This is a genomic window from Kocuria himachalensis (assembly GCF_054784195.1).
This window is the reverse complement of sequence record NZ_BAAGPL010000024.1, coordinates 198,084-219,391: the sequence shown is the minus strand read 5'-3', so window position 1 is coordinate 219,391 and position 21,308 is coordinate 198,084. Positions and strand designations below refer to the sequence as shown.

Here is a 21,308-nt window from a genome sequence, read left to right as displayed (position 1 = left end):
AGGGGTGCCCGGGACCGGGACCGCCGCGCCCGGCCGGCGGGGCGGGCGCCGCGGTCCTCCTCGTCCCCGGGGGCGCGGGAGCCGGGATCGGGGGCGTCGAGGTCGTCGAAGAGGGAGCCGGTCACCTCCTCAGGCTAGCGGCTGCGCCCGTCGTGGCCTGTCCCCAGGGGGGTCGATGGGCGTACGATCAGCATGCTGATCACGTCGGTGCCACCGGCGAGCGCTCCCCGCTCGCCGACGGCCACGACGACGGCCATGACGACGACCTGCACGGCGCGGGGTCCACCGGGGACCCCGCCCGGCCGTTCCAGGAATGAGGTACCGGTGTTCGAGGCCCCGAGTCTGCTCTTCGCCGCCGCCGGGCTGGCCGTGTTCGCGGCCGCCCTCCTGCCCCGCCTGCTCGTGCGGGCCCCCGTGTCGATGCCCATGGTGTTCCTGGGCGCCGGGGCGGTGGTCTTCTCGCTGGCCGACACCCTGCCCGACCCGGACCCGGTGGCCCACGGCGACGTCACCGTGCACCTGAGCGAGATCTGCGTGATCGTCTCGCTGATGGGCGCCGGACTGGCGCTGGACCGTCCGCTCGGCCTCCGGCGGTGGGCGACGACCTGGCGGCTGCTGGGCATCGCCATGCCCCTGAGCCTGCTGGGGGCGGCCCTGCTGGGGTGGTGGGTGCTGGGACTGAGCGCGGCCGGCGCCGTGCTCGTGGCCGCGGCGCTGGCCCCCACGGACCCGGTCCTGGCCTCCGAGGTGCAGGTCGGGGAGCCCTCGGAGTCCCAGGAGGACCTCGAGGGGGAGGACGAGGTCCGCTTCGGGCTCACCTCCGAGGCGGGGCTCAACGACGGCCTGGCCTTCCCCTTCGTCTACCTCGCGATCGCCCTGAGCGTCGTGGGCACCGCGCCCGGTGCGTGGCTGCCGCACTTCCTCTCCGTGGACGTGGTGTGGCGGATCGCCGTCGGCTGCCTGTTCGGCGTCCTGGTGGGCCTGCTCCTGCGGCGGCTCTTCTTCCGGTCCCGGCTCGACAGCGTCCGCGGGGCGGCGCAGACCGAGGGGTTCGTGGCCCTCGCGGCCACCTTCCTCACCTACGGTCTGGCCGAGATGGTCGAGGGCTACGGCTTCGTGGCCGTGTTCATGTGCGCGGTGACCATCCGGGCGGGCGAGCGGGTGCACGGCGCCCACGGCGTGCTGCACAGCTACATCGAGCAGCTCGAGCGGCTGCTCACCGTGGTGGTGCTCGTGCTCCTGGGCGGTGCCGTGGCCCGGGGACTGCTCGAGGGTCTCACCTGGCGGGAGGTCCTCGTCGCCGCGGCCTTCCTGCTGCTGGTGCGCCCCCTCGCCGGGTGGATCAGCCTGCTCGGCGGCCGGACGGGCCTGTGGGAGCGCGGCGTGCTCGCCTTCTTCGGCGTGCGCGGCATCGGCTCCATCTACTACCTGGGCTACGCCCTGTCCGAGGGGGAGTTCGCCGCGGAGGACCAGGCCCTGTGGCGCATCGTGGGGCTGGTGATCGTCGCCTCGATCGTGCTGCACGGGGTCACCGCGGGGCCCGTCATCACCCTGCTCGACCGCGCCCGGGAGCGCAAAGCACGGGCGGAGACGGGCAGCGAGGAGGCGGCCCCCCGCACGGCGATCTGAGGCCTGCGCCGGGGCCCGCCGGCCGATCCCGGGCCCGCCTCAGCCCCGGCGGGGCCGCTCCAGCTCGGCACTGTCCAGGACCAGGGTGAACGGGCCGTCGTTGACGAGCTCCACCTGCATCGCGGCCCCGAAACGACCGGTCGCCACGCGCGCGCCGAGCTCGCGCAGCGCCTGCACGTAGGCCTCGAACACCGGCTCCGAGACGGGGCCGGGCGCAGCCGCCGACCACGAGGGACGCCGGCCCCGGCGGGCGTCGCCGTAGAGGGTGAACTGGCTGACGGCGAGCACGGGGGCGCCGAGGTCGGCGCAGGACCGCTCCCCCGCCAGCAGCCGCAGCGTCCAGGTCTTCTCGGCGAGCTTCGCGGCGGTCGCGGCGTCGTCGTCGTGGGTCACGCCCACGAGGGCCACGAGGCCCGGCTCCTCGATCGCCCCCACGACCTCTCCATCGACGGTCACGGCGGCCCGGGCCGCCCTCTGCAGAACGATGCGCATGGGCCCCAGTCCACCACAGGCGCGGGCGGACCCGGGACCCCCGATAGCCTCCTCCCATGGCAGCCGCGCCCAGCACGTCCCGACCGAGCACCCTGGTGGCCGAGGTGTTCGCGCCCGCCCCGCTGGTGCTGTCCCTGCTGGTGCTCGCCGGCTGGTCGGGGGCCGGGTGGTCCGGGGCCCTGTGGGGCCTGGGGACGGCGGTGGTCGTGGCGTCGCTGCCGATGCTCGTGCTGCGGGCGCTGGCCCGGCGCGGGCGCGTGGACGGGCACTTGGTGCGCGCCCGGGCCCAGCGGCTGCCGGTCTACGCCGCCACGGGGCTGCTGACGGCCCTCGTGGTGGCCGCGGAGCTCGTGCTGGACGCCCCGGTGGTCGTGCCGGTGACCACGGCGTTCGTGCTGCTGGGCATCCTGGTGCTGCTGGTCGTGACGCTGTGGTGGAAGGTCTCCGCCCACGTGGCGATGGCGGCGTGCTGGGCCGTGGGGCTCGGCGTCCTGCTCACGCCGTGGGCGGCGCTGGCCGCGGCGCCGGTGCCGGTCGCGGTCGCCGTCTCGCGGGTGCGCACCGGGGACCACACCCCGGCGCAGACGGCCGTCGGGGGGCTCATCGGGCTGGGCTACGGTGCCGCCGCCGGCACGGTGCTCTGACCCGGGGGCCGGGACCCCGATCCCGCGCACCACGACTTCGCCGCCCGGACCTCGGGCCACCGGACCTCGGGCGCCCGGACCTCGGGCCACCGGACCTCGGGCGCCCGCGGCGCCGGTTGCCGGGCCGGTTCAGCCCAGGACGGAGAACCCCGGCGGCAGCGGCCGCCGGCCCGTGAGCGCCAGCAGGACCCCGGGCAGGTGACCGCCCTGGGCGGCGACCTCCAGCACCGTCTGCCCGGCGTCGGCCAGGACGTGCTCCGGCGGCCTCCGGTCCAGCCCGCAGGCCTGCGCCACGTCCAGACCGTGGACCGCGAGCTCGAACGTGCGGGTGGGCACGTAGGCGCGCAGCCGGGTGCCGCCCACCACGGTGCGGATCAGGGGGTCCTCCTCGAGCGGCACCTGCGCCAGGGCGTCCCGGGCCCGCTCCAGCGACGCCCGGACGGCGGCCGCCGGGTGCCGGCCGAGCTCGCGGCCGGCGGCCACGCCGCGGGCCGCGACCTCGCCGGGGTCCGTGGTCGCGGCGGAGAGCGCGTAGTACTGGGCCACGGCGGTGCAGGTCTCGTCCTCGGCCGGCACCGTGAGATAGGTGCCGAGCGTGACGAGCGCGCGGTGGGTGTGCCCCACCAGCGCCCGGACGTCCCAGGCGCCCAGGCCCGGACGCGTCCAGTGGTGCGGCCGGAGCTCCCCGACGAGGTCGGCGAACCAGGCCCCGGCGTCGAGGAGGGCGGTGCGGGCGGCGGCGGGATCACGGCTCATGGGCTCCCCTGAAGGCTGCGGGCCGGGCGGGTCCGACCGGTCGGGCGGGACACGGCCCCGGAGGTGCCCGAAGCATACTGCGGGGCGCCGGCGCCGGGGCCGATGTTGCTCCCGGTTGCGCCCGCACATCCCGGTGCGAGGCCCGGGTGGGGGGGCGTCGACCTCGGTGCGGGACACGGGACGGCCCCCGCTGGGCCCGGACGCGACCGGAACGCCGTACGCTCGGAGGAACCCGCGCGGCCGCGCCGGTGCGCGCGCCTGCGGGCCGTCCCGGCCCGTGCACCCTGTGACCTGACCCGTGCCCCTCCCTCCTGTTCCACCGCTGTCATGTTCCACCGCCGTCCCGCTCCGCCGCTGTCCTGCCCAGTCCTTGTCCCGCTCCCGTCCCGGAAGGCCCAGCATGCCGCCCCGCCCCTCCTCACGGACCATGGCCGCCGCCTCGATCGGCGCCCTGACGATCGCCCTGACGGGCTGCGGCCAGGAGGCCCAGGACGTGCAGGAGGTGGACTCCGACTACGCCCAGATCTGCGTCCAGGACCCGGACGGGGAGGGCGGCGCCGAGCCCGTCCGGGTGGACGACGACGAGTGCGACGACGACCGCGGGCCCCGGGTGGGCGGCTTCTTCCCCATGTGGGTGCTCATGAGCTCCACGCGCGCGGCGACCGTCCCGGCGGTCGGCACGCCCGTGCCGCGCTCGGCGGGCTACACCACCGGACGCCCGCCGGCGTCGGCGACCGTGGCCCGCGGACTGCCCCGCGACGGGACAGCCGTGGGCAAGAGCGGCGTCTCGCGCGGCTTCGGCGGGTCGAAGAGCGGCTGGGGCTCCTGATGCGGCGCATCGACGGCCTGGCGCCGCGCCCGGGCTGGGAGCGCACCATCCGCGCCGAGGGGCTCACCTACGCCCTCACCGAGCGGCCCGACGGCCGGCGCTTCTCGTACTGGAACGAGACCGCCGCCTACGTCTTCTCCCCCGACGAGGTGGACGAGCTGGAGTCCGTCACGGACGAGCTGCACCGGATGTGCGCCGAGGCCGCCCGGTACCTGGCCACCGGCGCCCTGGGCACCCTGGGCCTGTCGGAGGCGGCCTTCGAGCTGGCCCAGCACTCCCTCCGGCTGCGGGAGCCCTCGATCTACGGCCGCTTCGACCTGGCCTGGGACGGGACGGGCCCGCCGAAGATGCTCGAGCTCAACGGCGACACCCCCACCGGTCTCGTCGAGGGGGCGATCTGCCAGTGGAGCCGCATGGAGTCGCTGATCCCGGGCCTGGGCGAGGACCACCCGGAGTTCGACCAGCTCAACGGCCTGTGGCCCATGCTCGTGGACCGGTGGCGGCAGCGGCTGCCGTTCTCGGCCACGAAAACCCTGCACGTGGCCTACACCCGGGAGGAGGAGTCCGGGGAGGACGCCGCCAACGCCGCCGTCATCGCGAACACCGCCGTCGAGGCCGGCTACCGGGCCGTCCTGCTGCCGGTCGAGGACGTCCGCTACGACACCCGGTCCCGCGGCTGGGTGCACGCGACCGGGGACGTGGACGACCCCGTGGTGGTGGGCCCGATCGAGGAGATCTTCGCCCTGCACCCGTGGGAGCACATGGTCGACGACGGGCCCGGCGCGTTCGTGCTCGACGACCCCACCCTGATGCACCACTGGTACGAGCCGGCGTGGAAGATGTTCCAGTCCAACAAGCTGCTGCTCGTGGCCCTGTGGCGGTGCTTCCCCGGCCACGAGAACCTGCTGGCCGCCCACCCGGACGGGCCCGGCGACCTGCAGGAGTGGGTGCGCAAGCCCGTGTTCGGCCGCGAGGGGGACGGCATCGAGATGCACGCCCGCGACGTGCGGATCCGCTCGCAGCACCCCCACCCCTCCCCGCTGGACGTGTGGCAGGCCTACACGCCCATCCGGAACTTCCCCGGCTCCGACGGCGCCCCCAACCACCCCGTGATCGGCTCGTGGGTGGTGGGCGAGGCGGGCGCGGCCGGGATCGGGATCCGCGAGTCCGACGGCCCGCTGACCGACTACTACTGCCGGTTCGTGCCCAACGTCATCGACAAGAAGGGTCTGCTGTGACCGCCCACCTCCTCCCCCGGTCGATCTCCACCACGACCTCCGCGGTCATCGGGTCCACCTCGATCGCCCCGCTGTACTCGGCCGTGGTCACCGTCGGGCTGATCCACGCCCTGGTCGGCGCCTGGACCCCGGTGGTGCTGGTCGGCGCCGTGCTCCCCATGGTGGTCGTCTCGATCTGCTTCGCCCATCTGGACGCGCTCTACGAGGACCAGGGCACGGTCTACCGGTGGGCGCGGGAGGCCTACGGCGCGTTCACCGGGTTCCTGGGCGGCTGGGGGCTGTGGCTCTCGGCGACCCTCGTGCTCGCCTCCCTGGCCTGGGTCACGGCCGACTCCGCCCTGTTCGCCCTCGGGATCGGGGCCGGGCCCTGGACCACCACCGCCGTGGCCGCCCTCCTCATGGCGGCCTTCGCGGCGGTGTCCTCGACCGGGATCAGGATCTCGGCCGCCGTGCAGTGGGTCCTGGCCGTCCTGCAGCTGATCGGCGTGGGCGCGCTGGTGTGGACCGTGCGCACCGCGCCGGCCCTCCCGCCCGGCACGGGCGCCGGGGACGGGGAGTGGACCGGCTTCTACGGCGCCGCGGAGCTCGCGACCGGCCCCGGGGTCTCGGCCGGGGACGTGGCGGCCGCCCTGCTGCTGGCCCTGTTCCTGTACTGGGGGTGGGACTCCACGTTCTCGCTCACCGAGGAGTCCACCACCCAGCGGGCCCCGCGGGTCTCCGCGTGGATCGCGCTGGGCGTGGTCGCGGCCGCCTACGCGGCCATCGGCTGGGCCTACGCCCCGGGGTCCTCGGTGGCCTCCCCGCTGCTGGCCGCCCTCGTGGCGGTCTCCGCGGGCGCGTCCATCGGCACCACGATGATCCCCACCTCCCGGGGCCTGATGTCCATGGCCCGCGGCGGGCACCTGCCGCGCCGCTTCCTGTCCCTGTCCTTCGCCACGTGGTCCACCGCCGTGGTGGCCGCCGCCTGGATGGCGTTCTCCGGGCCCCTGTTCGACGACTCGATCGGCATCATCTCGGTGCTCGTGGCCCTCTACTACGGTCTGGCCTGCGCGGCGGTCGCGAAGCTCGGCCGGACCGTCGGCGCGCGGGCGCTCGGCGCGGTGGGCGCCGCGCTCATGGCCGTCGCCCTCGTCATGACGGGCGCGGAGTACGCGCTGACCGCCTCGTGGGTGTGGGTGGGGCTGCTGCTGGCGCTGCTCGTGGTCCCGCTGTGGTTCCTCCTGGGCCGCGGCCGCGAGCCGCTGCCGGGCGCCCACGAGCGCACCCCGCACCTGGAGAGCCTGCTCGACTGACCCCCTCGCCGGCTGTTGCCCTGCCGGACCGCTGGTGCCCGGACCACCATGCCCCGGCCGCAGTCGTGCGCGCGGCCGCGAATGCCGTCGACTCCGCACGCCGGTCTCGGTATCGTCGTCCGGGTGACCCCCACGATCAGCCTGGCCCAGGCGCGCCGCATCGCGATCGCCGCCCAGGGCCTGGACCGTACCCGGCCCCCGGTGGTGACGATGCGGCACGTCACGAGCACCGTTGAGCGCATCGGGCTGCTGCAGATCGACTCGGTCAACGTCCTCGCCCGGGCGCACCTGCTGCCGCTGCTCGCCCGGCTCGGGCCGTACGACACCGCCCTGCTCGATCGGGCAGCGGGCCGGGCGCCGCGCCGCCTCGTCGAGGCCTGGGCGCACGAGGCCTGCTACCTGCCCGTCGCCACCTTCCCGCTCGTCGCCTGGACCCGCCGGCGCTGGGCCGGCATGGACCCCGACGCGCTGGAGGCTCGCCACCCGGGCGTGCTCGAGCTCGTCCGTGACGTCGTCGCCGAGCGCGGCCCGCTCACGGGCCGGGAGGTCGAGGCGTTCGTCGACGCCCGCCACGCGCAGCGCGCCGAGGAAGGGTGGGGCTGGCGGTGGAGCGCCGCCAGGACAGCCCTGGAGATCCTCTTCGACGCCGGGCAGCTCGGCGCCGCGCGCCGCAACGCACAGTTCGAGCGGGTCTACGACCTCGCCGAGCGCGTCCTGCCCCCGCACGTCCGTGGTCAGCCGCCGCCGGACCCGGATGACGCCGTCCGCGAGCTCGTCCGCATCTCCGCCCGCGCCCACGGCATCGGGACCGTCCGGTGCTTCGCCGACTACTTCCGCCTCGGGCAGCGCGTCACCCGCCGCGCTGTCGACGAGCTCGTCGACGGCGGCGAGCTGCTGCCCGTCACGGTCGCCGGCTGGGACCGCCCGGCGTGGCTGCACGTCGACGCCGGCGTGCCGCGCCGCACGGGCGCCCGTGCCCTGCTGGCCCCCTTCGATCCGCTCGTCTTCGAGCGTCGTCGGCTCCTGGAGCTGTTCGGGATGCACTACCGCATCGGGATCTACACCCCGGCCTCCCGACGCACCCACGGCTACTACGTGCTGCCGTTCCTGCTCGGCGAGTCCCTCGTCGCCCGGGTCGACCTCAAGTACGACCGGGACCGCGGCGTCCTCCTGGTCCGCTCCGCCTTCGCCGAGGAGCCGGCGGGTCCCGACGCCGCCGCGGCAACGAGGTGGCCGACGCGCTCCGTCGTCGTCGGGGAGCTGGCGGCCGAGCTGGCGACGACCGCGACGTGGCTGGGCGCGGAGACCGTCGCCGTGGACGAGGACGCGAGAGGGGATCTGACCGGTCCGCTGCGGGGAGAGCTCCGCCGACCGTGTCCGCGCTGAGGCCCGAGGATCCGTCCCGACGACGATCGCGGTGGGCGCAGGCTGGATCGGCCTGCGGCGGGGGCTCGGCACCGCCGTGCTGCTGCCGGACCGAGCACCGGCGCACCGGGAGCACAGCGGGCCGGGTCCGCCCGGAGCGGGCGGACCCGGCCCGCTGGTGCCCTGGCCTAGTGCGCGGCCGCCTTCTCGGCTTTCAGGTCCTCGTCCTGCTTCGCCCCCGGCCTGGCGTCCACCCCGGCCTCCTTGCGCTGCTGGGGGGTGATCGGGGCCGGCGCGGCGGTCAGAGGGTCGAAGCCGTTGCCGGTCTTCGGGAACGCGATGACCTCGCGGATGGAGTCGGTGCCGGCGAGCAGGGCGACCACGCGGTCCCAGCCGAAGGCGATGCCGCCGTGCGGGGGCGCGCCGTACTTGAAGCCCTCGAGCAGGAACCCGAACTTCTCGTCGGCCTCCTCCCTGCCGATGCCCATGACCTCGAAGACCCGCCGCTGCACGTCCTGCTGGTGGATGCGGATGGAGCCGCCGCCGATCTCGTTGCCGTTGCACACGATGTCGTAGGCGTAGGCCAGCGCGTGCTCGGGGTCCTGGTCGAAGGTGTCCAGGAACTCGGGCTTGGGCGAGGTGAACGCGTGGTGGACGGCGGTCCACTGGCCGGCGCCCACCGCGACGTCGCCGGACTCGACGGCCTCGGCCGCGGACTCGAACAGGGGCGCGTCCACGATCCACACGAACGCCCACGCGTCCTCGTCGATCAGCCCGGTGCGGTGGCCGATCTCCACGCGGGCCGCGCCGAGCAGCGCGCGGGAGGACTTCTTCTCGCCGGCGGCGAAGAAGATGCAGTCCCCGGGCTGCGCGCCGGTCGCGGCGGCGAGGCCCTCGCGCTCGGCCTCGGTGATGTTCTTGGCCACCGGCCCGGTCAGGGTGCCGTCCTCGCCGACGAGCACGTAGGCCAGGCCCTTGGCGCCGCGCTGCTTGGCCCACTCCTGCCAGGCGTCCAGGGTGCGGCGGGGCTGGGAGGCCCCGCCCGGCATGACCACGGCGCCCACGTAGGGGGCCCTGAACACGCGGAAGGTGGTGTCCTGGAAGTACTCGGTCAGCTCGGTGAGCTCGAGGCCGAACCGCAGGTCCGGCTTGTCGGAGCCGTACTTCGCCATCGCCTCCGCGTAGGTCATCCGGCGGATGGGGGTGGGGATCTCCACGTCGATGAGCTTCCACAGCGCGGCCACGATGCGCTCGCCGAGGGCGATGACGTCGTCCTGCTCCACGAAGGAGGCCTCGATGTCGAGCTGGGTGAACTCGGGCTGGCGGTCGGCGCGGAAGTCCTCGTCCCGGTAGCAGCGGGCGATCTGGTAGTACTTCTCGATCCCGCCGACCTGCAGCAGCTGCTTGAACAGCTGCGGGGACTGCGGCAGGGCGTACCAGGAGCCCGGGGCCAGGCGGGCCGGGACCACGAAGTCGCGGGCGCCCTCGGGGGTGGAGCGCGTCAGCGTGGGCGTCTCGACCTCGGTGAACCCGTCCTCGTGCAGCATCTCGCGGGCCACGCGGTTGGCGTCGGAGCGCAGGCGCATGATGCGGGCCGGCTCGGGCCGGCGCAGGTCCAGGTAGCGGTGCCGCAGCCGGGCGTCCTCGCCGACCTCCACGTGCTCGTCGATCTGGAAGGGCAGCGCGGCCGCGGTGTTGAGCACGGTCACGGTCTCGGCCATGACCTCGACCTCGCCGGTGGCCAGCGCCGGGTTCTCGTTGCCCTCGGGGCGGCGCTCCACGGTGCCGGTGACCTGCAGGACGAACTCGTTGCGCAGGTGGTGGAAGTCCGCCTCGTCGCGCACCACGATCTGGGCGATCCCGGAGGCGTCGCGCAGGTCCAGGAAGGCCACCCCTCCGTGGTCGCGGCGCCGGCCGACCCAGCCGGCCAGCGTGACGGTCTCTCCGATGTGCTCGGCGCGCAGGGCGCCGAGGTTGTGGGTGCGCAGCACTGAAAAACCCTTCGTTGTTCGGGAGGTGCGGACGGGGCCGCGCGTCTCGCGCGTTGACCCGGTGTTTCCCCGGTGCCCCTACTCTCGTTCCGAGAGACGAGTTTACAGCCCGGCCCTCCGGCACCAGGACGACGACAGGACGCCCATGAGCACCTCCCCCGGCCACCCGGCCCTCGCCCGCCGCCTGGGCGCCCTCGACGCGACCGTGATCGGCGTGGGCTCCATGGTCGGGGCGGGGGTGTTCGTGGCCTTCGCCCCGGCCGCGGCGTTCGCCGGGCCGTGGCTGCCGCTCGCCCTGCTGCTGGCCGCGGTGGTCGCGTGGTGCAACGCGACCTCCACCGCCCAGCTGGCCGCCGTCCACCCCGCGTCCGGCGGCACCTACGTCTACGCGAACCGTCAGCTGGGCCCGTGGCCCGGGTTCGTGGCCGGCTGGGGCTTCGTGACGGGCAAGACCGCGTCCGCCGCGGCGATGGCGCTGACCTTCGGCCTCTACGCCGCGGAGCTCACGGGGGCCGACGACGCCGCGGCGCGGCTGCTCGCCGTGGCCGCCGTCCTCGGTCTCACGGCGGTGAACCTGGGCGGAGTCACCCGCACCGCCCGGCTGACGAAGCTGCTGGTCGCCCCGGTGCTCGTGGTCCTGCTGGCCCTGGTGGTCCTGCTGTTCGGGGGCACCGGGCCCGCCGCGGGCGGGTCCTCCGGGGCGAAGGCCGCGGTGTGGGACGGGACCGGCTGGGGTGTGCTGCCGGCGGCGGGCACCCTCTTCTTCGCCTTCGCCGGCTACGCCCGCGTGGCCACGATGGGCGAGGAGGTCCGGGACCCGGCCCGCACCATCCCCCGGGCCGTGCTGGGGGCGCTGGCGTTCACGCTGCTGCTCTACGGGCTGCTCGGCCTCGGGCTGCTGCGCTTCCTCGGCGTCGACCGGCTGGCGGCGTCGGCCGCCCCGCTCCTGACGGTGGTGCGGGAGGCCGGCTGGACGGCGGGGCCGGCGACCGCGGGCGCCGTCGTCGTCACCGCGGCCGCCGCCCTGGCCACGCTGGGGGCTCTGCTGGCGCTGGTCGCCGGGATCTCGCGCACCGCCCTGGCCATGGCCCGCGAGCGGGACCTCCCGGGGCCGCTGGGCGCGGTGTCGCAGCGGCACCGAGTGCCCTGGGCGGCGGAGCTGGCCGTGGCCGGGCTCGTGGTGGCGCTCGTGCTGGTCGGGGACGTGCGCACGGTCATCGGGTTCTCGAGCTTCGGGGTGCTCGTCTACTACGCGCTGGCCAACCTCTCGGCGCTCACGCTGCGGCAGCGGCCGGGGTGGGCGCCGCGGGCGGTCAACGGGCTCGGGCTGGCCGGCTGCCTGGTGCTGGCGTTCACGCTGCCGTGGCAGTCGGTGGTCACCATGCTCGGGGTCTTCGCCGTGGGCCTGGCCGGGCGCGCCGTGGTCCTGGCACGGCGACGCTGACCCCGGCTCCCCCAGCTCGACCGCCGAGCCCCCACCCCGGGCCGAGCCCCCGGACTTCCTGGTCCATCCCGCCGCCGAGCCCCCAGCCTCCCGTCATTTCCGCCGCCGAGTCCCCACAACCGGACGCCGCCCGCGCCGAGCCCCCAACCTCGTGCCACCATCTCGCGCCGAGCCCCCAACCTCTCGGCGCCGGTGGCGTCGAGCCCCCACTTTCGCCGCAATTCCCCAGAAGAAGTCGGGGGAAACGGCACTGGACTGGGGACTCGGCGGAATGGGCGGAACGGGCGGTCGGAGGGTGGGGCTCGGGAACTCCGGACGGGGCGGGCGAGCGGGTCAGGAGCCTGCGGCTCGCACGACCGGGCGCAGGTCCTCGGCCGGCGGGGTCCAGGAAACCGGGTCGGCGGGGACCTGCTCGCCGGAGCGGATGTCCTTGACCTCGTGGGCGAGCGTCCCGTCCTCGCCGCGGACTGTGAACCACACGTAGGGGATGCCGCGGCGCTCGGCGTACTTGATCTGCTTGCCGAACTTCGCCGCGCTCGCGGAGACCTCGCACGCGATGCCGCGCTCGCGCAGCTGCTGGGCCACGTCCTGGGCCGGGGACCAGGACTCCTCGTCCACCAGCGAGACCAGCACGGCGGTGGGGACCTTGCGGGAGGGCGCGGCCATCCCCTGGGACAGCATGCGCGTGACCAGCCGGGTGACGCCCACGGACAGGCCCACGCCCGGGTAGGTCTTCTTGCCGGTGGACGCCAGGGACTCGTACCGGCCGCCGGAGCACACGGAGCCCAGCTGCTCGTGGCCCACGAGCACGGTCTCGTAGACGGTGCCGGTGTAGTAGTCGAGGCCGCGGGCGATCGAGAGGTCGGCGACCACCGTGCCGGGGGCGCGCCGGGAGGCCTCCCCCACCACCTCGGCGAGCTCGCGCAGCCCCTCCTCGAGCAGCTGGGTGTTCACCCCGAGGGCGCGGACCTGCTCCACGAAGGAGGTGTCCTCCGTGCGGATCGCCGCCAGCTGCAGCGCGGCCTGCGCCTGCTCGGGGGAGGCGCCGACCTCGTCGCACAGGGCCTGGGCGACCCGCTCGGGGCCGATCTTCTCGAGCTTGTCGATGTTGCGCAGCACCCCGGCCGTGTCCTGCAGCCCGATGCCCTGGTAGAACCCCTCGGCGAGCTTGCGGTTGTTGACGCGCAGCACGAACGGCGGGATGGGCAGCTTGGACAGGGCGTCGATCATCACGAGCGCGAGCTCCACGTCGTAGCGGAACGGCAGCGTGCCGTCGCCCACCACGTCGATGTCCGCCTGGGTGAACTCGCGGGCCCGGCCCTCCTGGGGGCGCTCGCCGCGCCACACCTTCTGGATCTGGTAGCGGCGGAACGGGAAGGCGAGGTGCCCGCCGTTCTCCACCACGTACCGGGCGAAGGGCACGGTGAGGTCGAAGTGCAGCGCCAGCTGGTCGTCGCCGCGCTCGGCGGGGGCTGCGCCCTCGTCCTCCTGCAGGCGGGAGACGACGTAGACCTCCTTGTCGATCTCGCCCTTGCGCAGCAGCTGCCCGACCGTCTCGACGGCGCGGGTCTCGATCGAGGAGAAGCCGTGCAGCTCGAAGCTCTCCCGCAGGACGTCGAGGACGTGCAGCTCGACCAGACGCTCCTCCGGAAGCCATTCGGGGAAACCGGACAGGGAGGTCTTGCGGGCCATGGGGACGTGCTCCTCGGGTGGATCGGCGGCGGGACGGGGGACGGCCGGCCCGGACGGGCCCGACCGTTCCGCACTCATCCTAGGGATCTGCGGCCGCCCGGCCCAAAGCACCGGCCGGAGCCGGCCCTCCGCCCGGCCCACCGGCCGGGCGGGCGCACGTCGGCACGCAGGGGGCGGCCGGGTGGGCGCTCGGCAGCCGGAGCAGGTGGTCTCGGTAGTATGGGGCAGACGATTGTCCGAAGCCGGGCGACGACGCCGGGCACGTTCCCGGGGCCGCCGCCGGCGAGAGCGAAAGAGTTTCAGCGGTGACAGAACGTCTCGAATCCGACGACCAGCCCACGCCCCGCCCCGTCCCCACCCCGGGGCCCGTGCCGAAGCCGGGGACCCCCAGGCCGGGCGCCCCGGCGGCACCGGCACAGGCCACCCCCGGTCCGGCTCCCACGCCCGCAGCGGTCCAGCCGCCTGCGGCTCCGGCGGCGGCCCCGGCCCCCGCGGCGCCCCCGGCGGCGGCCCCGGCCCTCGCCTCCCCGGAGTCCGTGGCCCGCGCCCGGGCCTTCGGGCGGGTCACGGAGGACGGCCACGTCTACGTGGTGGTCGACGGCGAGGAGGTCCTCTGCGGCCAGTTCCCGGACGCGACCGAGGACGAGGCGCTGGGCTACTTCGCCCGGAAGTTCGACGACGTCGAGGCCCAGGTGGCGCTGCTCGAGCAGCGGGTGGCCGCGGGCGCGCCCTCGGCGGACATGCAGAGCACGGTGGACCACCTCGCCGAGCAGGTCGGCCAGCGCAAGATGCTCGGGGACGTCAAGGCCCTCGAGTCCCGTCTGGAGGCCCTGCGCCCGGCGATCCGGGACCTGGAGGCCGCCGAGCGCGCCGCCCACGAGGCGCAGCGCGCGCAGAACGTCGCGGCGCGGGAGGCGATCGTCGCGGAGGCGGAGCAGATCGCCGCCCAGGACCCGCAGCGGACGCAGTGGAAGCAGTCGTCGGCCCGGATGACGGAGCTCTTCGACCAGTGGAAGACCCACCAGAAGTCCGGCATCCGCCTGGGCCGGGCCGCGGAGGATGCCCTGTGGAAGCGGTTCCGCACCGCACGCACCACGTTCGACCGGCACCGCCGCGCGTTCTTCTCGCAGCTGGACGCCGACAACTCCGAGGCGAAGAAGGCCAAGGAGGCCCTCATCGCCGAGGCGGAGGCCCTGTCCGGCTCCACCGACTGGGGCGCCACGGCCGCGGAGTACCGCCGCCTGATGGACCGGTGGAAGGAGTCCAAGCGTGCGTCCAAGAAGGACGACGACGCCCTGTGGGCGCGGTTCCGTGCCGCCCAGGACACCTTCTTCGCGGCGCGCAAGGCCGACAACGACCGGATCGACGAGGAGTTCGAGGGCAACCTCGCCGTGAAGGAGCAGCTGCTCGCCGAGGCGCAGGCGCTGCTGCCGGTCACGGACCTCAAGGCCGCCAAGCGGGCGCTGAGCGACATCCTCGACCGGTGGGAGCAGGCGGGAAAGGTCCCGCGTGCCCACATGCGCCGGGTGGAGGCCGAGCTGCGCACCGTGGAGGACGCCGTGCGCCAGGTCGAGGACGAGAAGTGGCAGCGCTCCAACCCGGAGACCAAGGCCCGGTCCAACTCGATGCTCACGCAGCTCGAGTCGAAGATCGAGGACCAGGAGGACGCGCTGGCGCGGGCGCAGGCCACCGGGGACACCAAGCGCGCGGCCAAGCTGGAGGGCGAGCTCGCCACCAGCCGCCAGTGGCTCGAGACGCTGCGCCGTTCGGCGGCGGACCTGCGCTGAGCGGGGACGCACCGGAGGGTCCCGCGGCCGCGCTGTCCACAGCGCGCCGCGGGGCCTTTCGCGTGCCGCGACCGCGGGTCAGAGTGGGCCCATGGACGCCCCGCCCTGGCACCCCGACACCCTGTTCCTGCCCGCGCGGCCCTTCTCGCGCGTCGAGCTCTCCGCCCTGGTCACGGACGGGGTGCTCGTGCCCGTGGTGCTGGAGGCGCACGTGCTGCGCGGGCGCCCGGTGACCCGGGCGGTGAAGATCGCGGCGCTGGAGGCCCAGCTGCCTCCGCACCTGCTGCGGCGCGGGGTGCTCGGGCGGCTCTCCGCCGCGTGGTTCTACGACTGCGCCGGGCGCCCCAGCATCCTGCCGGTGCTGCTGGACAAGCTGCGCCGCACCACCATGTCCCCGGTGCCCGAGGGCCTGGCGCTGCACCAGGTCACGCTGGGGAGCTACGACGTCCACGACGCCGGGCCGGTGCACGTCACCACGCCGCTGCGCACCGCCGTGGACCTGGCCGTGCACGTGCCGGGACGGGAGGGGATCGCGGCCCTGGAGAAGCTCATGCACGCCCCGCACCTGCACTGCCCGCCCCCGCTGGTGCAGACCGCGCTCGAGAGCTTCGAGCGGATGCCCGGCCGGCAGGCGGCGCTGCTGCGGGTCCGCCGCGCCGCCCGGGCCGTCGGCCGCCCCCTCCGGTGACACGGGCGGCTGGGCGGCTCACCGGCCGGACGGCTCCGAGATGGGCCGGTTGCCCGAGGTGCGGTAGACGTCGTAGACCCCGTCGATGCGGCGGACCTGGTTGAGCACGTGGTCCAGGTAGCGCGGGTCCCCCATCTCGAAGGCGAAGCGGGAGATCGCCAGCCGCGACTTCGAGGTGTGCACGGAGGCGGAGAGGATGTTGACGTGGTTCTCGGAGAGCACCCGGGTGACGTCCGAGAGCAGGGACTTGCGGTCGAGGGCCTCCACCTGGATCTCCACCAGGTACACGCTGGACTGGGTGGGCGCCCACTCCACCTCGACCACCCGCTCGGTGGAGGTGAGGGCGAGCATGTTGGCGCAGTCCTTGCGGTGCACGGAGATGCCGGCGCCACGGGTCACGAAACCCATGATCTCGTCCGGCGGCACGGGGGTGCAGCAGCGGGCGAGCTTGACGTAGACGTCCGAGGCGCCCTGGACCGTCACCCCGGAGTCGGACACGCGCGGGCGCACCGGCTGGGTGGCGATCGTGGTCTCCGCGAAGTCCTCCTCCGCGCCGTCGGCCCCGCCGAGGTCGCCCACGATCTTCGCGACCACGTCCTGGGCGCTGACCACGTCGGAGCCGATCGCCTCGTAGAGGGAGCTGATGTCGGTGCGGTGGAAGTCCTGGGCCACCGCGAGCAGGGACTCCTGGGTGAGCGTGCGCTGCAGCGGCAGGTGGTGCTTGCGGAGGGCACGGGTGAGCGCGTCCTTGCCCTTCTCGATGGCCTCCTCGCGGCGCTCCTTGGAGAACCACTGCCGGATCTTGTTGCGGGCCCGCGGGGACCGCACGAACTTCAGCCAGTCCTGCGAGGGCCCGGCGTGCTCGGACTTGGAGGTGAGCACCTCCACCCAGTCCCCGTGCTGCAGCTCCGAGGACAGCGGCACGAGCTTGCCGTTCACCCGGGCCCCGATGGTCTTGTGCCCCACCTCGGTGTGCACGGCGTAGGCGAAGTCCACGGGCGTGGAGCCGGCGGGCAGGGCCATGACCTCGCCCTTGGGGGTGAAGACGTACACCTCGGACGTGTTGATCTGGTAGCGCAGGGAGTCGAGGAACTCGGAGGAGTCCTGGGTCTCCTCCTGCCAGGACACCAGCGAGCTGAGCCAGGCGAGGTCCCCCTCCATGGCCTTCGGGGTGGCGGAGTTCGCCTGGTTGGCCTGGTCCTTGTACTTCCAGTGCGCGGCCACGCCGTACTCGGCGCGGCGGTGCATCTCGTGGGTGCGGATCTGGATCTCCACGGGGCGCCCGTCCGGGCCGATCACCGTGGTGTGCAGGGACTGGTACATGTTGAACTTCGGCATGGCGATGTAGTCCTTGAACCGCCCCGGCAGCGGCCGCCACCGCGCGTGCAGGGCGCCCAGCGCCGCGTAGCACTCGCGCACCGTGTTCACCAGGACCCGCACCGCCTGCAGGTCCTGGATCTCGTCGAAGTCCTTCCCGCGCACGATCATCTTCTGGTAGATCGAGTAGTAGTGCTTGGGCCGGCCGGTGATGGTCGCCTCGATGCCCGCCTCGGAGAGGTCCAGGGCGATCCGCTCCCGGATCTTGGCCAGCGACCGCTCTCGCTGGGGCTGGCGCTCGCCCACCATCCGCACGATCTCCTCGTACACCTTGGGGTAGAGCGCCGCGAAGGCGAGGTCCTCGAGCTCCCACTTGATGGTGTTCATGCCGAGCCGGTGGGCCAGCGGGGCGAAGATCTCGAGGGTCTCGCGGGCCTTCTTCGAGGAGGAGCTCTGGGAGACGAAGCGCCAGGTGCGGGCGTTGTGCAGGCGGTCGGCGAGCTTGATGACGAGCACGCGGATGTCCTTGGCCATCGCCACGATCATCTTGCGGACGGTCTCGGCCTGCGCGGCGTCCCCGTACTGGACCTTGTCCAGCTTCGTCACGCCGTCCACGAGGGCGGCGACCTCGTCGCCGAACTCCGCGCGCAGCTGGTCGAGGGTGTAGTCGGTGTCCTCGACGGTGTCGTGGAGCAGCGCGGCCACCAGCGTGGCGCCCGTCATGCCGAGCTCCGCGAGGATCGTGGTCACGGCCACGGGGTGCGTGATGTAGGGGTCGCCGCTCTTGCGCTTCTGGCCCTCGTGGCACTTCTCCGCGACCTTGAAGGCGCGCTGCAGGACCTCGAGGTCCTCCTCGGGGTGGGTGGCGCGCACGGTGTGCAGCAGCGGCTCGAGGATCGGCGAGTGGTCCATGGGCCGGCCGGAGAGGTAGGACAGGCTCGACCGGGTGCGGTCGCTGCGGCCCGGGAACACGGCCCGGCCCAGCAGGGGCCGGGAGGCGGGCACCACGTAGTGCGTGCCGGCCATGTCCGACCGGCGCGGCGGGGTCGGCGCGGCGCCCTGGCCCGTGGGGACGGCCCCGTCGTCGGACGAGCTCATGACCGGCACTTCCTTCCCATTCGATGCACGCGGGGCGGCGGCCGTGCGGCCGCCGCCCCGGTCGTCGAGCCCGGATCCGGTTCGACAGGTGCTGCTGTGGCGGGCCGCTCCTGCACGGCCCGCCCTACGGTGGCTACAGTCTAGTGCGCGAGCGCCTCCTCGGCGGCACGTTCCCCGGGCGCTCCCGCACGGGCCTCCTGCTCCTGGATGGCGGGCTCCCCGCGGCGCAGCAGCGCGTAGAGGGGCGCGGCCACGAACAGGGTGGCCGCGGTCCCCACGATGATCCCGACGAACAGGGACAGGGACAGGTCCTTGAGCGTGCCCGCGCCCAGGACGAGCCAGCCGATGAACAGGATCGAGCCCACCGGCAGGATGCCCACCACGGAGGTGTTGATCGAGCGCACCAGGGTCTGGTTGACGGCGAGGTTCACCTGGTCGGAGTACGTCCGTCCGGCCCGCTCCGGCGGGGCCGTGCCGTCGAGCAGGCCCTCGGTGTTCTCCCGGACCTTGTCGAAGACCACCACGGAGTCGTAGAGCGAGTAGCTGAGCACCGTGAGGAAGCCGATCACCGCGGACGGGGTGACCTCGAAGCCCACGAGCGAGTAGATGCCGGCGGTGATCGCCACCGAGGCGAGCATGCCGGCGATCGCCGAGACCGACATCTTCCAGGTGCGGAAGTACAGGGCCATCAGGGCGGTGGCCAGGACCACGAAGACCACGAGACCCCGCAGGGCCTGGCTGGTGACGCCGGCGCCCCACGTGGGACCCACGAAGTTGGAGGTGACCTCCTCCTCGCTCACGCCGTAGGCCTCGACCAGGGCGTCCTTGACGGCGAGCGTCTGGTCGTCGTCGAGCTGCTCGGTGCGCACCCGGACGGTCTCCGGGGCGATGTTGGTGACCTCGACCTCCGCGGCGTCCGAGGACCCGGCGACGGCGCGCTGGCCGGTCTCGATGTCCGGGTCGGCCACGGCGGACACGGTGAACTCGGACCCGCCGGTGAAGTCGATGCCGAGGTTGAAGCCGCCCTTGGCGACGGGCACGAGCAGCGAGAGCAGCACGAGGACGCCCACGATCGCGAGCCACTGCTTGGCCCGGGCCACGAAGGGGTACGAGGTCCGCCCGCTGTGCAGGGCGTTGCCGAAATCTGCGAACCGGGACATCAGGCGTTCTCCTCGGGGGTGCGGGCGGCGGACGACGACGCGCCGACCGGCGCCCCGTCCGGTGCTGCCGCGGACGGGGGGTCCTGTGGCGCGGTCCGTCCCGCCCGCCGGCGCCGCTCGGCGATCGTCAGGCCGTCGTGCTCGGCCCCGGGCTCGCGCATCCGTCCGGCGCCCCGGTACAGGGGAACCGCGTCGAGGGCCTCGGGGCTGAGTCCCGAGTGCTTCCCGCCGCCGCCGAAGTACCGGGTGCGGGCGAGCATGACCATCACCGGGTGCGTGAAGAGGAACACGACGAGGAGGTCGGCGATCGCGGTCAGGCCGAGGGTGAAGGCGAAGCCGCGCACGTTGCCCACGGCCACGAAGTACAGGACCGCGGCGGCCAGCAGGTTCACGGCCTTGGACGCGAGCACGGTCTGGCGGGCGCGCTGCCACCCGTGGTCGACCGCCGCTGGGATGGAGCGGCCGCTGCGGATCTCGTCGCGGATGCGCTCGAAGTAGACGATGAACGAGTCGGCGGTCTGGCCGATGGCCACGATCAGGCCCGCCACGCCGGCCAGGGACAGGCGGTAGTTCGCGGACCAGCCCAGCAGGGTGATCGCCAGCCAGGTGAGGACGCCCGCGACCACGAGCGAGCTGATGGTCACGAGGCCCAGCAGCCGGTACTGGAAGAGCGAGTACACGCACACGAGTACCAGGCCGATGATCCCGGCGATGATGCCCATCCGCAGCTGGTCGGCGCCGAGGGTCGCGGAGATCTGCTGCTCCGACTGGATCTCGAACCTCATCGGCAGCGCGCCGTACTTGAGCTGCTCGGCCAGGAACTTGGCCTGCTCCTCGGTGAACTGGCCCGTTATCTGGGCCTGGCCGTCGGAGATCACGGCGTTCATCGACGGGGCGGAGACCACCTGGCCGTCGAGCAGGATCGCGAACTGGCTGCGGGGGTCGCCGGGCGTGGCGCTGCCGATGCCGTAGAGCCGCTCGGAGAGCTGCCGGAACGTGTCCGTGGCCTCGGGGCCGAACTGCAGGTTCACGGCGAACTGGTTCAGGGACACGCCCTGGGAGTTCTGGGCCGTGCCGTAGGAGGCGTCCTCGATCCCGGTGCCCTGGATCTCGACCGGGCCCAGGAGGTACTTGGTGGCGGTCTCGGGCTCGCAGGCGACGACGGGCGCGTCGGCGTCCTGGGCCTCCCGCTCCTCCGGGGACTGCGGCACGGTGCAGTCGGTCTCCTCGAACTCCCGGAACAGCTCCGGGGTGATCCAGTTGGGGTCGGAGGCGTCGGTGGGCTCGGCGGTGGGCTCGGGCACCTCGTCGTCGGCGACGCGCTGGTCCTCGGGCACCGGCTCCGCGGCGGCGGTGGTGAGCACCGGCCGGAAGTTCATCTGCGCCGAGGTCTGGATGAGCTCCCGGGTCTGCGCGGAGGGCACGCCGGGCATGGAGACCACGATGTTGCTGCCGGACTGGGTGGCGATCTCCGCCTCCGCCACGCCCGAGCCGTCGACGCGCTGGCGGATGATCTCCACGGCCTGGTCCAGCTGCTCGGCGGTGATCTCCTGGCCGGCGTCCTCCCCCTGCAGGGACGGGGAGAGGATCATCTGCGTCCCGCCCTCGAGGTCGAGGGCCAGCTTGGGCCCCCAGCCGGCGCGGTCGGTGCCCGTGCCCCAGGCCAGCAGCCCGGCCAGCAGGGCGAGCAGCACGATCAGCCCGATCAGGGACCGGCGCGCGGTCGAGAGGGCGGCCCGCACCCCCGAGCGCGCCGGAGCGGTCGAGCCGCCCCGCCCGGACGGGCCGTCCGGTGCGGCGGGTCCCGGGTCACCGGGGGTCTTGCGTGTGGTCAGTGCCATGGTCTTCCTTACGAACGACGGCCCGGTGGGGCCGGGCCTGTGCAT

17 protein-coding genes are annotated in these 21,308 nt (G+C 74.0%); 9 read left to right on the top strand and 8 right to left on the bottom strand.

The features are described from left to right. Positions 1–134: 134 nt before the first annotated feature. On the bottom strand, positions 135–272 hold the full coding sequence (locus ACYVM4_RS17190; RefSeq protein ID WP_368820103.1) for a hypothetical protein: 138 nt from the start codon (positions 270–272) through the stop codon (positions 135–137). 52 nt (positions 273–324) lie between these two features. Here ACYVM4_RS17190 and ACYVM4_RS17185 point away from each other — a divergent pair, with 52 nt between their 5' ends. Continuing rightward, positions 325–1,629 (top strand): cation:proton antiporter, encoded by a 1,305-nt coding sequence (locus ACYVM4_RS17185; RefSeq protein WP_460669320.1) that lies wholly within the window; start codon positions 325–327, stop codon positions 1,627–1,629. 39 nt (positions 1,630–1,668) lie between these two features. Here the strand turns inward: ACYVM4_RS17185 and dtd are convergent, their stop codons facing one another. After that, the gene (dtd, locus tag ACYVM4_RS17180) at positions 1,669–2,121 is read right to left on the bottom strand and encodes a D-aminoacyl-tRNA deacylase (protein WP_368820101.1); all 453 of its coding nucleotides are present in this window, start codon (positions 2,119–2,121) and stop codon (positions 1,669–1,671) included. A 56-nt stretch (positions 2,122–2,177) separates the two neighbouring features. Between dtd and ACYVM4_RS17175 the strand changes: the two genes are divergently transcribed. Continuing rightward, on the top strand, positions 2,178–2,765 hold the full coding sequence (locus ACYVM4_RS17175) for a hypothetical protein (RefSeq protein WP_460669319.1): 588 nt from the start codon (positions 2,178–2,180) through the stop codon (positions 2,763–2,765). Between the two features lie 129 nt (positions 2,766–2,894). On the opposite strand, the gene ACYVM4_RS17170 is transcribed toward ACYVM4_RS17175, so the two are convergent. After that, positions 2,895–3,521 (bottom strand): maleylpyruvate isomerase N-terminal domain-containing protein, encoded by a 627-nt coding sequence (locus ACYVM4_RS17170; RefSeq protein ID WP_460669318.1) that lies wholly within the window; start codon positions 3,519–3,521, stop codon positions 2,895–2,897. 400 nt (positions 3,522–3,921) lie between these two features. Between ACYVM4_RS17170 and ACYVM4_RS17165 the strand changes: the two genes are divergently transcribed. The 4 genes from ACYVM4_RS17165 (at position 3,922) to ACYVM4_RS17150 (ending at position 8,266) form a co-directional block, all read left to right on the top strand. Continuing rightward, positions 3,922–4,350, top strand: a complete 429-nt coding sequence (locus tag ACYVM4_RS17165; RefSeq protein WP_368820098.1) for a hypothetical protein — start codon at positions 3,922–3,924, stop codon at positions 4,348–4,350. Next, positions 4,350–5,588 (top strand): glutathionylspermidine synthase family protein, encoded by a 1,239-nt coding sequence (locus ACYVM4_RS17160; protein ID WP_460669317.1) that lies wholly within the window; start codon positions 4,350–4,352, stop codon positions 5,586–5,588. Before ACYVM4_RS17165 ends, ACYVM4_RS17160 begins: the two co-directional genes overlap by 1 nt. Beyond that, positions 5,585–6,880, top strand: coding sequence for an APC family permease (locus ACYVM4_RS17155; protein WP_460669316.1), 1,296 nt, complete (start codon positions 5,585–5,587; stop codon positions 6,878–6,880). Before ACYVM4_RS17160 ends, ACYVM4_RS17155 begins: the two co-directional genes overlap by 4 nt. 81 nt (positions 6,881–6,961) lie before the next feature. Next, positions 6,962–8,266 carry a winged helix-turn-helix domain-containing protein gene (locus tag ACYVM4_RS17150; protein WP_460669315.1) on the top strand — a complete coding sequence of 435 codons (1,305 nt, stop codon included), beginning with the start codon at positions 6,962–6,964 and terminating at the stop codon, positions 8,264–8,266. 167 nt (positions 8,267–8,433) lie between these two features. Here the strand turns inward: ACYVM4_RS17150 and aspS are convergent, their stop codons facing one another. Then, positions 8,434–10,236 (bottom strand): aspartate--tRNA ligase, encoded by a 1,803-nt coding sequence (aspS, locus tag ACYVM4_RS17145; RefSeq protein WP_460669314.1) that lies wholly within the window; start codon positions 10,234–10,236, stop codon positions 8,434–8,436. A gap of 145 nt (positions 10,237–10,381) precedes the next feature. Here aspS and ACYVM4_RS17140 point away from each other — a divergent pair, with 145 nt between their 5' ends. Then, entirely contained in the window at positions 10,382–11,680 is a 1,299-nt protein-coding gene (locus ACYVM4_RS17140) for an APC family permease (RefSeq protein ID WP_460669313.1), read from the top strand. A gap of 333 nt (positions 11,681–12,013) precedes the next feature. Here ACYVM4_RS17140 and hisS read toward each other — a convergent pair whose 3' ends face one another. Next, positions 12,014–13,372, bottom strand: coding sequence for a histidine--tRNA ligase (hisS, locus tag ACYVM4_RS17135; protein WP_460669312.1), 1,359 nt, complete (start codon positions 13,370–13,372; stop codon positions 12,014–12,016). 305 nt (positions 13,373–13,677) lie between these two features. Between hisS and ACYVM4_RS17130 the strand changes: the two genes are divergently transcribed. Both ACYVM4_RS17130 and ACYVM4_RS17125 read left to right on the top strand, forming a co-directional pair. After that, positions 13,678–15,159 carry a DUF349 domain-containing protein gene (locus ACYVM4_RS17130; protein WP_460669311.1) on the top strand — a complete coding sequence of 494 codons (1,482 nt, stop codon included), beginning with the start codon at positions 13,678–13,680 and terminating at the stop codon, positions 15,157–15,159. A 91-nt stretch (positions 15,160–15,250) separates the two neighbouring features. Beyond that, positions 15,251–15,847: a hypothetical protein gene (locus tag ACYVM4_RS17125; RefSeq protein ID WP_460669310.1), complete on the top strand. Its 597-nt coding sequence runs from the start codon at positions 15,251–15,253 to the stop codon at positions 15,845–15,847. Positions 15,848–15,865: 18 nt separating this feature from the next. Here ACYVM4_RS17125 and ACYVM4_RS17120 read toward each other — a convergent pair whose 3' ends face one another. The 3 genes from ACYVM4_RS17120 to secD form a co-directional block, all read right to left on the bottom strand. Then, positions 15,866–18,262, bottom strand: coding sequence for a RelA/SpoT family protein (locus tag ACYVM4_RS17120; protein WP_438612786.1), 2,397 nt, complete (start codon positions 18,260–18,262; stop codon positions 15,866–15,868). A 140-nt stretch (positions 18,263–18,402) separates the two neighbouring features. Then, on the bottom strand, positions 18,403–19,422 hold the full coding sequence (secF, locus tag ACYVM4_RS17115; protein WP_460669309.1) for a protein translocase subunit SecF: 1,020 nt from the start codon (positions 19,420–19,422) through the stop codon (positions 18,403–18,405). Further along, a complete protein-coding gene (gene secD, locus ACYVM4_RS17110) occupies positions 19,422–21,263 on the bottom strand; it encodes a protein translocase subunit SecD (protein ID WP_460669308.1) in 1,842 nt (613 codons plus the stop codon). Before secD ends, secF begins: the two co-directional genes overlap by 1 nt. Positions 21,264–21,308: the final 45 nt, after the last annotated feature.